Origin of the sequence: Rickettsiales endosymbiont of Peranema trichophorum (genome assembly GCF_004210275.1) — a bacterium.
In the GTDB taxonomy this organism is placed as follows: Bacteria; Pseudomonadota; Alphaproteobacteria; order Rickettsiales; family Midichloriaceae; genus RICK02.
In genome coordinates this window covers 1-13,831 of the sequence record NZ_SCFA01000064.1, presented here as the reverse complement: position 1 = coordinate 13,831, position 13,831 = coordinate 1, and the positions used below count along the sequence as shown (strand labels likewise).

At 41.1% G+C, this 13,831-nt stretch carries 11 protein-coding genes; 4 read left to right on the top strand and 7 right to left on the bottom strand.

Going from position 1 to position 13,831, the window contains the following annotated elements:
- Window positions 1-109: 109 nt before the first annotated feature.
- The 4 genes from glmS to EDM53_RS03360 are packed head-to-tail and all read right to left on the bottom strand — an operon-like array spanning window position 110 to window position 5,906.
- Window positions 110-1,960 (bottom strand): glutamine--fructose-6-phosphate transaminase (isomerizing), encoded by a 1,851-nt coding sequence (glmS, locus tag EDM53_RS03375; RefSeq protein WP_130122277.1) that lies wholly within the window; start codon window positions 1,958-1,960, stop codon window positions 110-112.
- 21 nt (window positions 1,961-1,981) lie between these two features.
- On the bottom strand, window positions 1,982-4,450 hold the full coding sequence (gyrB, locus tag EDM53_RS03370) for a DNA topoisomerase (ATP-hydrolyzing) subunit B (RefSeq protein ID WP_130122276.1): 2,469 nt from the start codon (window positions 4,448-4,450) through the stop codon (window positions 1,982-1,984).
- 24 nt (window positions 4,451-4,474) lie between these two features.
- Window positions 4,475-5,185, bottom strand: a complete 711-nt coding sequence (locus EDM53_RS03365) for a hypothetical protein (protein WP_130122275.1) — start codon at window positions 5,183-5,185, stop codon at window positions 4,475-4,477.
- Between the two features lie 7 nt (window positions 5,186-5,192).
- Window positions 5,193-5,906 (bottom strand): hypothetical protein, encoded by a 714-nt coding sequence (locus tag EDM53_RS03360; protein WP_130122274.1) that lies wholly within the window; start codon window positions 5,904-5,906, stop codon window positions 5,193-5,195.
- 54 nt (window positions 5,907-5,960) lie between these two features.
- Here EDM53_RS03360 and EDM53_RS03355 point away from each other — a divergent pair, with 54 nt between their 5' ends.
- Entirely contained in the window at window positions 5,961-7,289 is a 1,329-nt protein-coding gene (locus tag EDM53_RS03355) for a porin (protein ID WP_130122273.1), read from the top strand.
- A 156-nt stretch (window positions 7,290-7,445) separates the two neighbouring features.
- Here the strand turns inward: EDM53_RS03355 and EDM53_RS03350 are convergent, their stop codons facing one another.
- A complete protein-coding gene (locus EDM53_RS03350; protein WP_277986527.1) occupies window positions 7,446-8,372 on the bottom strand; it encodes a TAXI family TRAP transporter solute-binding subunit in 927 nt (308 codons plus the stop codon).
- Window positions 8,373-8,382: 10 nt separating this feature from the next.
- Here EDM53_RS03350 and EDM53_RS06185 point away from each other — a divergent pair, with 10 nt between their 5' ends.
- Window positions 8,383-8,535, top strand: coding sequence for a hypothetical protein (locus EDM53_RS06185; RefSeq protein WP_165379607.1), 153 nt, complete (start codon window positions 8,383-8,385; stop codon window positions 8,533-8,535).
- A gap of 162 nt (window positions 8,536-8,697) precedes the next feature.
- Here the strand turns inward: EDM53_RS06185 and zapA are convergent, their stop codons facing one another.
- Window positions 8,698-8,994: a cell division protein ZapA gene (gene zapA, locus EDM53_RS03345; protein WP_130122271.1), complete on the bottom strand. Its 297-nt coding sequence runs from the start codon at window positions 8,992-8,994 to the stop codon at window positions 8,698-8,700.
- The gene (locus EDM53_RS03340) at window positions 8,991-9,269 is read right to left on the bottom strand and encodes a hypothetical protein (RefSeq protein WP_130122270.1); all 279 of its coding nucleotides are present in this window, start codon (window positions 9,267-9,269) and stop codon (window positions 8,991-8,993) included. Before EDM53_RS03340 ends, zapA begins: the two co-directional genes overlap by 4 nt.
- A 201-nt stretch (window positions 9,270-9,470) precedes the next feature.
- Between EDM53_RS03340 and recR the strand changes: the two genes are divergently transcribed.
- Together recR and dnaE are read left to right on the top strand one after the other, a co-directional pair.
- The gene (recR, locus tag EDM53_RS03335; protein ID WP_130122269.1) at window positions 9,471-10,067 is read left to right on the top strand and encodes a recombination mediator RecR; all 597 of its coding nucleotides are present in this window, start codon (window positions 9,471-9,473) and stop codon (window positions 10,065-10,067) included.
- A 48-nt stretch (window positions 10,068-10,115) separates the two neighbouring features.
- Window positions 10,116-13,529, top strand: coding sequence for a DNA polymerase III subunit alpha (gene dnaE, locus EDM53_RS03330; protein WP_130122268.1), 3,414 nt, complete (start codon window positions 10,116-10,118; stop codon window positions 13,527-13,529).
- The last annotated feature ends 302 nt before the right edge of the window (window positions 13,530-13,831 follow it).

Genomic DNA, 13,831 nt, shown 5'->3' with positions numbered 1-13,831 from the left:
TCCTTTTCAAACGGATAAAAGATCGGAAGAGTAGTATACACAGGATGGGTTGATACCTCCACTCCAATACAGATATTCAAAATCTAGACATTCAATTTGAAATTTGGTATTACTCGATTGTTACGGACTTAGCTAGATTACGTGGTCTATCTACATCGTGGCCTATAGAAACGGCAAAGTGGTATGCAAACAACTGGAGTGCAATAGCATATGTTATTGGCATGGAGAAGTCGTCTGTATCGGGCATGGTGATATGGTGACAGCAAAATTTGCCTAATTCTGATACCCCTAGCTTATTGCTAAGCAAAATGACTTTTCCACCTCTTGCCTCTATTTCCCTGAGATTGGATGCTGTTTTAGCAAAGAGTTTATCGTGAGGAGCGATAACGAAAACAGGTACTGTATTATCTACCATTGCAATAGGACCATGCTTAAGTTCGCCGGCTGCGATGCCTTCAGCGGGGATATAGGATACTTCTTTAAATTTTAATGCTCCTTCCATTGCTATTGGGTAGGAAATACCTCTACCTACATACAGGCACCTGGTGATGTTTTTTAGGTCGATGGCGACTTTTTTGATGTGATTGGTTAGCGCCAATATTTGTTGTACCTTGTCCATAACTTGGCTGATATGTGTGACGCGTTGTGCCAGTGTGTCTTTTGTAATGAGGGTTCTATGATTGGCTATGTACAAGGACAGCAAATAAAATAAAGTGAGCTGACAAGTGAAGGCTTTTGTTGATACAACTCCTACTTCAGGCCCTGCATGAATTGGAAGTACTATGTCTGCGATGTTTGCGATTGAACTTTCGGCGACATTGACGACTGCGACAGTTTTGAGGCCTTTAGAACGGATATGTTTAATTGCGCCTAATGTATCGGCTGTTTCACCGGACTGTGAAATGAAAATGAATAGTGTATTTTCTTGAAGTACGGTATCGCGGTAGCGAAATTCTGAGGCTATATCAACTTCTACGCTAATTTTTGCTTGCTCTTCCATCCAATACTTGGCGACGAGGCCTGTATAATAAGATGTACCGCATCCTATGATGTGTATTTTGGAGACATTGCTCCAATTTATTTGAGAGTTAGTTGGAATGAGTTTGTCAAAGGACAATTCCATCTTGCCAATGTCACAGTATGCTGAGAAACAGCGGCTTATTGCCATGGGTTGTTCGTAAATTTCTTTAAGAACATAATGAGAGAAACCATCACGGTCAGCTTGAAAATACGTATGAATTTTGTGTATATCTTTTGTAATCGGATTACCATCAAAATCCTCTATGCGATAATTTGCTGGAGTGACGTAGGCTATTTCTTGGTCTGACATGTACACTACTTGATCGGTATACGGACTGAGTGTAAAAGCATCTGAACCGAGCAATGTTTGATCAGAGCACACGCCGATTGCTAATGGCAGTCCATTTTTGACACCTATCAACATATTTGGTTCTGTTAAGAACATAATGACGAAGGAATAGAGGCCGGTTAGCTTTTTGACGAGTTGCCTGACTATGGTCTTAGGTGATTCACCAATATCGGAGTGATATTGAGCAAGTTGGGCTATCACTTCTGTATCTGTGTCTGTGATGAATTTATATCCAAGCTGCTCAAGTTCATGGCGGAGTGTTTGGTAATTTTCGATGATGCCGTTATGGACGACTGCGACGTGTTTTGTGAAGATTGGATGCGCATTGGTGTCATTGGGTGTACCATGGCTTGCCCATCTTGTATGTCCTATACCAACACTGCCTGGGACGATTGTCTTATTGAGCACTGTTGCAAGGTTATCGACCTTGCCGACTGCTTTTAGGACATGAATAGAGCCATTGCTGACGGTTGCTATTCCTGCAGAATCGTAGCCTCTGTATTCTAATCTTTTGAGTGATTCCAATAAATGAGGGGCTACATTTGATTCTTTACTTGCAATACCTATGATTCCGCACATGTATTTATCCACATTATATATGTTTAGACAGGTTTACACGTCAAGGTTTTCAACTTTTAGTGCGTTTGTTTGAATGAATTCTCTACGTGGTTCTACCAGTTCGCCCATAAGGACAGGGAAGATTTGTTCAGCGTCATCAAGATCGCCGATTTTGACTTGCAACAAGGTTCTGGTGTCTGGGTTTAGTGTTGTATCCCAGAGTTGTTCAGGGTTCATTTCACCGAGACCTTTAAATCTCTGAATGTAGAGTCCTTTTTTAGCAAACTCAAAGATTTTTTGAAGCAATCCGGAAGGGGTATGGCAGACAAATCGTTGTCCCTTGAAACTACCTTCTACTGGGTTGGTAAAAATGTGTTTGATATTGGAGACCAAGGAGGAGAGATTATCGGCTTCTTTAGGATTGATGCTGTGAGGTGTGATGGTGAAGTGCTCATTAACACCTTTATAATTTCTTTGGAATGTAAGGGCTCCGGATGTTTCTTCAGCGGTATCATCTGTAGCATATGACCACTGAGGTACAGTTGAAAGCTCCATAGATTGAAACTTTTCGAGCATCAAGTCGCTTATTGCGTTTTTATTTTGATTGCTATGGAAGTAGTCTGTCAACACTGCGACTTCAAGCAATTTTTGGTTGAGGGATTTTGTGGTTCGCTGCAGGTAATTATAAAATTTTAAAGCCTGGGAGCAGATATCCAGGAGGTCATTGCCTGAGTGCTGTACACCATTTGAGGTGATGACTATGTCACCTATGGCGGAACTTAAAAGATATTCTTGTAGTTTTTTTTCATCTTTTAAGTACACCTCACTGTTTCCTTTTTTTAGTTTATACAATGGTGGCTGTGCTATAAAGAGATGACCTCTTGTGATGACTTCTGGCATATACCTATAGAAGAAGGTCATAAACAGTGCTTTGATGTGTGCTCCATCGACGTCTGCATCTGTCATAATGACGACTTTATGGTATCGCAGCTTGTCTATGTTGAACTCTTCGGCTCCGATGCTTGTACCTAGAGCTGTAATTAACATACGTATTTCAGCGAAACCGAGGATTTTGTCGAGTCTTGCTCTTTCTACGTTTAAAATTTTACCTTTTAGAGGTAGTACGGCCTGAGTTTTTCTATCTCTGCCTTGTTTGACGGTACCTCCAGCTGACTCTCCTTCTACAAGAAAGAGTTCACAATATTCTGGGTTCTTTTCTTGGCAATTTGAAAGTTTACCGGAGAGTGTTGCCATATCTCCAAATGTCTTTTTACGATTTAGATCTCGAGCTTTTCGTGCTGCTTCTCGAACCACAGCGGCATCAACTATTTTGGTAATGATTTGTTTTGCCTCGGCTGGGTGCTCTTCAAACCATCTGCCTAGTTCTTCAGTGACTATAGATTCAACACAAGGGCGGACTTCACTGCTGACTAGCTTATCTTTTGTTTGAGAGGAGAATTTTGGATCTGGGACTTTAACGGACAAAATAGAGGTTAGGCCTTCACGCATATCTTCGGAAGTTAGATCTATTTTGTGTTTTTTAAATGTTCCGACTGCGTTTGCATAGCTATTAATAGTTCTAGTGAGAGCTCCTCTAAAACCTGCTAGGTGTGTTCCACCGTCTCTTTGGCGGATATTATTTGTGAAGCAGAGGGAATTTTCGTGGTAGCTATCATTCCATTGCATTGCGCACTCGACGACGATATCGTTCATGGTTCCGGTAAATGAAATGGTCGGATGTAAGATTCGTTTAGTTTTGTCGAGGAAGGCTGCAAACTCTGCGATACCTCCGTCGTACTTGAACGCTGTGATTTGGGACGTTTCATTTCTTAGGTCTTCCAGTGTGATGGTGACGCCGGAATTTAGAAATGCCAATTCTCTAAATCTGTGTTCTAGTATGCTAAACTTAAATTCTACGTTAGAGAATATCTTGGAGGAGGGCAGGAAGGTGATGGAGGAGCCTCTTAGTCCTGCGGAATCTCCGATGATTTTGAGGCTTTCTTGAGGGAAGCCGTCTTTGAATTGCATGAAATGGGTTTGACCATTTCGCCATATTGTTAATTCCAAGGATTCGGAAAGGGCATTGACTACGGATACTCCCACTCCATGGAGTCCTCCGGAGATTTTGTATGAATTATTATCAAACTTACCGCCGGCATGTAATTGCGTCATGATCACCTCGGCTGCGGATATGCCTTCTTCTTGGTGAATGTCTGTGGGGATACCTCTACCGTTGTCTTTGACGGTGACGGAGCCGTTTTGGTTGATTGTGACGTGTACGTTTGTACAGAATCCGGCCAGTGCTTCATCGATGGCGTTATCTACGACTTCATATACCATATGATGAAGACCGGAGCCGTCGTCTGTATCTCCTATATACATACCTGGTCTAGTTTTAACGGCTTCGAGTCCTTTTAGAACTTTAATGGAGTCTGCGCCATAATGGTTGGAGGAGTTTTCGACGCCTCCGTCTTGTGAAAGTTCTAGGTTTAGATTTATATTTTCAGATGTCTGTAGACTCATAGTTTGCGTGATTTTTGAAAGATGTTAATTTCTTGTTCTTTGTTTTTGTAGAAGTTTTTTGAATGCTTGAGCTTCTGGAGTAAAGTACATAAGGTGCTTTTCAACTGGCTGCTTGATCTGCGGATACTTCTCTAAAAAATATTTCTTGGCCGCATCATAATCATCTTCCACATCAATAGCATCTGGTATAAACGCATGCTTTTTATCTCTTACAACAATCCTGCCTATATAGGTCACTTTGCCTGCTTCTGCTTTAAACTTGAGTACGTCGTTAAGCAATTTTGACTTTATGAAAAAACTCGATGAAAACGAGCGCAGGCTAACATGAGTAAGTGTATATTCCCCAGATTCAATAAAAATCACTTTTACGTCATCTTCAGACATATCTCCAATTATGTGGCTGATGCTTAGGTATTTCTTCCCTATACCGATATATTTGGATGTACGAACACTCTTCCACTCGACATAAGGTTGGTACCTTGGATCATTAGTGGATTTTTTAGCTCCAGTTTGAATTATCACTATACCCTTTTGTTTTGCGTCAAAACCTTTGATATCAACAAATTGGTCTGCTCCATTCTGAGAACAGGCAGAAAGATGGAGAGTTGCGATAACGAGAATTGGGTATGTCGCATGCTGGAAAAATGAGCGAATGACCTGGAAACGAAAAAAGAACGGCTCCAGAGATGAAGGTCTTAAGCGTCTCGATAACAAAAGCAAATTCCGGCCTATCACAAACACCTCATTCCATGATGCCAAAATTTCGAGATATGGCTTTGATGGCTATAGCACGTTCAGTAAACATCATAAGTCTCTTTTTAGGAACCTTATTGATTTGAGGATAGCGCTCCTGAAAAGATTTTAGAGCGCTATCATAATCGTCTCGGATATCTATGGTGTTCACAACGGTCACAAAGTCATCATTGATCATCATCTTACCTAAGTAATAAACTTCCCCGCCAACAACCTCAAAGTCAATAACATTTGATATGTTATTGCAATACTTATCCTGGAATGAGATATCACTGAGGCTATATGATCCAGGTTCAATGAAATAAATCATTGTGTCATGATGAAAGAAATCTATAAGTGCACCAAGAGTCATTATACCAAAAAACACGTTAGCGTTAGTGCCCTGGCGATGGGCCGTAAAATATTTGCCACTCTTGTTATGACGCCAAGTGGTTCTGAGGGTACTCATACTGGCAGTATTCTGCATCAGAACTATTCCCTTTCGCCCATTATTGAAACCATTTATATCGGTGTGCTGCTCAACATACTGACGCGATCCGCATGCAGATAGTTGGAGGACGAGAAAGGCGCAAAATATGTAGCGTTTGAAGGATTTCATTTGTAAACGGAACACGATTTTTCTGGAGTATAGCATCTCTTTTGGAATTGGTAAACTCGTATTTGTTGCATGTATCGATTTACTTGAAGTTTCTACCCCTTGCATATCGTAGCAATTGTGATATAAGTAGCTCCAAAATTTTAACAAATAAGTTTTACTATGAAATCTCACAAATTATGTTTTGTACTTTCTTTATGTCTATTGTCAAGTTCAGTAGCTGCTGAGGATGGACTGACAGTGAAAGTAGGAGGTAGCTCGGAGGTGATACTTGGATACAGACAACAAAAGAATCAATTTAGGCGTATTATATCACCTACATTACAGGAGGTTGGTATAGTGAATTCAAGCGCTATTGCGAACCATACATCTATTGATGTGAATGTAAAGGGTGGGACATCAACGTTTGAGTATGGTGCTCTTATTAGGTTGCATGCCGATACGGGTGTGGCGACAAACGATGAGACGGGTTTTGGAGACAAAACGATGATATATGTGCAGCATGATAAGATTGGTCGTTTTGAAGGTGGTAACTACCCGGGTGCTGGTGGGATGATGGAGATGTTTACGACGGAGACACCAAAGGCGGCTTATGGGGTTGAAGGTTTTTGGTCAAAATGGGTTAGTGGAGCAGCATACGTTAATATGTCTCCTAATCTCCTTTCACCAATATTTACGCAAGTGCCTAACATGGCTGGTTATAAGTTTATTACTGCACCAAACTTACCGTCCAACTATTCTGGGCACTATTACTCCGACGCAACCAAGATGACTTTTTATACACAGCCGTTACCATGTGTGACATTAGGTGTGAGCTTTATTCCAGATTTGGATAGTACAGGTACGATCAATACCGTTGCACCTAGAGATGGTGGTCCTACCGATCCAGATAGAGGCCCCAAAGGTATTAGACCTACTTTCAAAGATATAATTAGTGGAGGTATACAGTATACAACTGTATTTAATGAACTGAAGATCAAAGCAAGCGCTGCAGGTGAGATTGGAAAGGCTAAGAGGTACGCTGGTACACAGCTCCTCAATGACCTAAAAGCGTACGAATTTGGTGCGTCTGTAAATTATGGTATATACACGGTTGGTGCTACTTATGGTAGCTGGACTAAAACTGGTACTTACAAGACGAAGTTTCCAAATACCAAGCAAGGAAGTAGCTATTGGACAGTTTTGACTGCTGTACAGCTTGAAAAGCTTGGCGCGAGCTTAAGTTTTATGCAAAGTAAGAAGGCTGGGGGGCTAGAAGCGATAGGTGGTATGATGCAACACAGGTTGGGAGCTCCTGTTGTACGTTCTGAAAATTACTCGGACAAGAAATACAACAAGTTTAATAACGTATCTCTTGGTGTGGAATACAAGTTGGCGCCTGGCTTACTGCCATATGGAGAAGTGTCGCACTTTGAGTTTAGAGACTCAGCGGGTTCGGCTTACAGCAACAGGGGCCAAGTCTATTTGACAGGACTTAGACTGGTCTTTTAAAGAGTGCTCTTTTGAGGGTTTGGTAGTTTCGACGAGCCTGCTTTTGTTGTTTCAAAGTGAGGTCCTCTGCAAAGCCGGCATCTACGAGCTCTTCGAGATAATAGCAGTGCCCCGGACCAAACCATCTTGGAGAGCTCTATGATTGTATTTCCTTACTTACTTATGACTTATGTATCCTTTTTCTTTGAAGTACTTAAGGGCGCCTGGATGCATGGGTGCGGTGGCTCCTTCTGTGATCATTGACTTGATCTGTAAGTGATGAAACACTGGATGAATTTGTTTAAAGAGGTCGAAGTTTTCAAAGACTGACTTTGTGAGATGGTAGACGATTTCGGTACTAGTGTCTGTTGTTGTGACTAGCGTTGCTTTTACACCGAATGTCTGCACATCTTTTGGTACTCCAACGTACATCCCGCCTGGTATTACAGTGGCTGCAAACTCGTCATGTTTTTGAAGATAATCCATGACATCGGAACCATCTATTGGTATTATGGTTGTTGGGCATGTGCTTAGAACGTCTTGTACGGCACCATTAGGGTGTCCTGACGCTAGTACGATCGCATCTACTTCTTTGTTGCATAATGCTGTGGCATCATCTCCAAATTTCAATTCTTTGACTTCTTTGAATGTGTTAGTGTTCCAGCCTTTTGCTTGCATTAGTGTTGACATGATGGCTCTTACACTAGATGTGGAGGGTCCTATATTGACGATTTTTCCTTTTAATTCATCGATATTTTTGATGTCTGAATCTTTACGAACTATCAATGTGAAGGCTTCGTTATGGAGTGAGAATACGAAACGTAGCTTATCAAATGGTTCATCAGATTTAAAAAAGGAGGTGCCATCATAGGCATGGGCTTGCCAATCGGACTGGACTATAGCAAATTCGATGTCGGCATTTTTGAGGGCTTTGAGGTTGTATATGGAGCCAGATGTTGACTCTACGCCGCATCGAACGTTTAAGGAGCTTTTTGTAGAGTTCATCATTCTACAGATTGCTCCGCCTGCTGGGTAATAGACACCCATGACTTCCCCGGTTCCAATAATGACTGATGTATCATCCATGTAAGGAGGTGCTAACACGTCGGCGTGGATGTACTGTTGTGGTTTAGGGCTACCTGGGATTGGTTTGGAGGTGCTGGTGGGTGTGGAATTTGGGACTGTAGAAGATGCGTGTGTGAAGGGGGTGAGGGATAGCATCAAGCTCAGTGTTAATATTAAGAATTTCATTGAGGTAATGAGGTGAAATTGTGTATATATTTTGTTATGTAACACTTTTGTGATGTTTGCAAGCTTGTAGAAGTTATGATTTTTGGTAGTGTACATGGAGTATGTATGAGACAATACTCATGCCAACCTCTCTTTTATCATGCCGGCAAAAACGGGCGTCCATTTGCCTTGGCCAACACTATTGCTCCAGGGTATTCACTAGGCTTCGTATTTGCTGGGTGATGTCGGAAAGGGAATCTGCTAGGACCTTGTCATCCTTTTGATGTAGTTCTACTAGGGCTGCTTTCGCGGTTTCTAGTTCCTCCAAAATAGATAAGGTAGTCAGGTAAAGCTTTTTGATGTCTGAAAGCTGCTGAGATTGATATGACTCATCCACTTTTTTGTTGAGCTTTTCCGAAAGTTCCAACACTTTTTCTTTTTCATTGCAGTAGATTGGAATCTCATGGTTCCGGAACTTCAGTATAATGGGTTTCATTGCTTTCTTTTTACGATTGATTGTAGTTCGTTTAACGTGAGCGATGTGTGTTGTATCGCTTGGTCTTGAGTAGATGAGCCTTTGAACTCCGAAGCATTTCTTTCATAGTCAGAAAGCTTTTGTGTAAGCAGTGTGTTTGCATCTTGAAGCTTATGGTTCTCGTTTTCAAGCTTGATTATAACATTTTGGTACTGTGATAGACGCTTGACTATGGCCAAATTTAAGCTTTTAAGAGCCTCATAGATTGTCGAAATACTGTTGTTTAGTTTTGTCATCTTGTGAAATGTATTAGCTACATGGTTTAATGTAATTGGTTGATTGAGAACATATCCATTTAGATGACATTTTACAGTGAATGAGTCAAAAGATGCAACCGAATTTGTGTATAACTTGTTGTGCAGAGGGGTTAAATAACAATTGCTTAATGCTCTAGTAAGAGTTATCAATAACGGAGACTCTGAAAAAAATAATTAAATATGAAGACTGACGTTCTTGAGGAACTGATCTCTATGATATCAAAGTTGCCTGGATTAGGTCCGAGATCCGCCAGGAGGATTGTCCTACATCTAGTAAAAAAGCCACAATTGTTAATGTTACCACTAGCAGCACAACTTGAAAGCGTCGCAAACAGCATTAAGACATGTGAGATATGTAATAATGTTGATGTTGCTTCTCCCTGTGCCATATGCACTAGTACTAGCAGGGATGGTTCTGTGGTATGTGTAGTGGAGACGATATCGGATCTGTGGGCCCTTGAGAGAGGTAAGCTCTTCAATGGAAAATATCACATTTTAGGTGGTACTCTTTCTGCAATTGCTGGACGCTCACCAGAAACACTCTCTATAGAGCAGCTCAAGGCGAGAGTAGGAGAGGGTACCGTCAGTGAGGTGATTGTGGCGACCAATGCAACGTTGGAGGGGCAGACTACCGGATATTACATTGTCGAGATGCTGTCAGAATTTCAAGTAAAGATTACCCGTCTTGCATCTGGCATTCCTATTGGTGCAGAGCTTGATTACATAGACGATGGTACGATTAATTTAGCACTGAAAATGCGTCAGAAATTTTCATGATGTTAGCTATATCACCTTTAAGCGATCAACTTTAAATATCGGAAAGCTATGCATAGTTTTGTTCACCTGAGAGGCCACTCGGACTATTCTTTAGGTCTTGGTATTGCAAAGGTTAAAGAACTTGTCGATAGGTGTGCAAAGGAAGGAATGCCAGCTATATGTCTGGCAGATCATGGTAATCTATTTGGTTCGCTTGAATTCTCACAGCATTGTTTAAAGCGTGGGATACAGCCTATTATTGGTGCAATTCTTAGAATCGACATCAATACTACCACTAGCAAAGTGTACAAGGAGTTTGAAGAAATTTTAATCATTGCAAAGACCGAGGAAGGATATAAAAACCTTCTTTACTTGGTGAGCACTAGTTTTTTAACAAACGACTTTTTCTATCCTCCTCACATTACCTTAGAGCTCTTGAAAGAGTATAGCAAGGGCTTGATAGTGTTATATCGTCCCGCTAAGAGAGACTTTGGGGAGCTGTATTTAAATAAAGATCATCAGATAATCAGGACACTGCAAGAGATAATTGCAGAGGATTTTTATCTAGAGATCGACAGGACAGTTGGCTACTATGATGCCAAGTTTGAGTCTGCTGTTTTGGAAATAGCATTTAACAGAGACATTCCAATTGTAGCGACTAATGACATTTACTTTTTAAATGTAGAAGAGTCTAAAGCATCGGATGTACTGAAATGTATTTACCAAGGCATTTTGCTTGAAGAGATGGGGGAGCAGAGAAACAACCTTGACAACTACTTTAGAAGCCAAGAAGAGATGAACGAGCTTTTCTGGGACTTGCCTGAAGCCATAGAAAATACGATAAACATTGCAAAGAAGTGCGTAGTATACTGTACCAATAAAAAGCCAAGATGGCCCTCATTTGTCCTGGAGGGTGAGGAGTCGAGGACTGAAGAGGAGATTTTAACAGAGGAAAGTAGGCAAGGTCTGGAAAAAAGGCTCCAAGCTGTGAAATACGACGTTAAAAGAGACGAATACTATCAAAGGTTGGAATTTGAGCTGGATATTATCAAAAAGATGGGGTTTTCGGGATACTTTTTGATAGTGTCTGACTTAATTAAGTGGAGCAAAAGCCAAAGAATTCCGGTCGGTCCTGGTAGAGGATCTGGTGCGGGCTCTCTTGTGGCTTGGGCTATAGAGATTACGAATGTTGATCCACTAGCGTTTGGCTTGCTGTTTGAAAGATTTTTGAACCCCTATCGAATTTCTATGCCTGATTTTGACATAGACTTTTGTCAAAATAGGAGGGACGAGGTGATAGAATATGTAAAGGGAAGGTACGGTAAGGAGAAGGTAGCGAGCATCATAACCTTCGGTACATTTCAACCTAGAGCTGCACTAAGAGATGTGGGTAGAGCTTTAAATATACCGCTAGTTGAAGTGGATCGTATTTGTAAGATGGTGCCTATAAACCCTGCCAATCCTGTGACATTGCAAGAGGCGATCGATTTAGACATCGGGTTACAACAAAGGAGCAAAAACGATCCTTTAATTGGAAAGCTGTTGGCTATTAGTCTTCAGCTTGAGGGTGTCAATCGTCACGTGTCAACACATGCTGCGGGGGTTGTCATTGCTCCTAAGCCTTTGATAGAGTTTATCCCTTTGTACTGCGATAAGAACTCTGCTATGCCGGTTGTGCAGTATTCTTTGAAATACATAGAAGACGCCGGATTGGTGAAATTTGATTTTTTGGGTTTAAAGACACTGACCGTCATAGATGACACATGTCAGCTTGTGTTAAGCAATCGTGGTGTAAACATCGACATCGATGATATACCACTTGACGATGAAATGACCTATAAGCTGCTAACGGAGGGAAAAACCACAGCCATCTTTCAGTTTGAAGGTGTTGGTATGAGGGAGGCTATGAAGAAGCTAAAGCCGGACAAGATAGAGGATCTGATAGCTTTAGGTTCTTTGTATAGACCTGGCCCGATGGACAATATGTATACGTACATAAACAGAAAGCATGGTTTGGAGCAAGCCGCATATTTGCACCCAAAGTTAGAAGAGATTTTAAAAGAGACATACGGCGTCATAGTATATCAGGAGCAGGTGATCATGATTGCGCAGCATCTTGCGGGATATACAACCGGTGAGGCTGATTTGCTTCGGAGAGCAATGGGGAAAAAGATCAAGGATGAAATGCAAGCGAGTCGTAACACGTTCATCCAAGGTGCGGTCCATAACGGTATCAGCGAAGAGCTAGCTGAGGAGATATTTAACTTGATCGATAAGTTTGCAAGTTACGGCTTTAATAAATCGCACGCTACTGCGTATGCCATAGTTGCATATCAGACTGCTTATCTAAAGGCTCATTATACGTTAGAATTTTTCGTTACTGCCATTAATTCTGAATTAAATGACACAGAAAAGCTAAATTTGCTGGTTGTGGATGCAAAAAATCATGGCATCAAGATTTTGCCACCTGACATCAATCATTCAAAGACCTTCTTTTGTATTGAAGATGGTGGCATCAGATTTGGTCTCGGTGCCATTAAAAATGTCAGCGTGAAGGCTATAGAGGAGATAGTCAAAATCAGAGAAGACAAGGGCAGCTTTAGCAGCATAGATGATTTTATCAAATCCAACATCGTGGATATAATTAACAAGCGGATGCTTGAAAATTTATCTAAAGCTGGTGCTTTTGATTGTCTTGAACGCAATAGAAGAAAAATTTGCGATAATGTTCCTTATATTATTCGTTGGATGGAAAACGAAAAAGAGTCAACACGGAAAACTCAAGGCAGTTTATTTGACGATTTATATTGTGAAGAGCTTGCTATATCGTTGCCTGAGACTCCTATGTGGTCTTTTCAGGAGGAATTGCTAAAAGAGTTTGAAGCGGTAGGCTTTTATATTGGAATTCACCCTATTGAGGAGTATTTAGTAAGACTGACTAAGATAGGCGTGGTGATGGGTTCAGATCTTATCATGATGGCATCTGAAAAAAGTATCAAAGTCAGTATTGCTGGTGCGATTACATCCAAAAGGATTAAGTCTTCAAACCGTGGTAGGTACGCTTTTCTTCAGTTGTCTGATCATACTGGAATTACTGACATCTCTATATTTGACGAGAAGCTGTTAGTGCAATATGAGAGTCAAAATCTATTGCAGATAGGAACGAAAATATTGGCGAAGGTGGAGGTCAGAAGAGACGAAAGTGGTTTACGTATCACGGTTGAAAATATGGAATTTTTGGATGAGGCAATGAGTAAAGTAAAGGTACTGTACACAGTTGCGATTCGTGATTTGGAAGATATAGAGAAATTAAAATCTTGTATATGCGAAGATGAAGAGGTAGGTATGCCAATGCGTGTTGTCGTAAGGTTTGACGACGGTTACGATGTGTACCTAAAGAGCATAAAGCCGATCCTTGTCGATCCAAGTCAACTTCAATCACTAAGAAGGTTGGGTGTGATAGAAGTGCTGTCAGAGGAATAATACCAAACCACATTTTTAAATGATTCAAAACGGATTTTGTGAAACTCGGCTCTGCGCAGGTATTTCAATACGCTTACGCAGCCTTATCCTCAAATCCATTTGCCTGATTCAATCTGAAACTTGGTATGAGATATGTTGGTGGGTCTGGATGGTGTTGAGACAAACATCCAGGCTCCTCTCCTTTGTCATGCGCATCTCTCCTTCATCCTACGCCTCTCCTTTGTCATGCCCGTTTTCACGCACTGCTGTCCGGGGAAAAAATTAAAGTTAAACTGTATTTATTTGTTAGTTGGCGTAAGTCT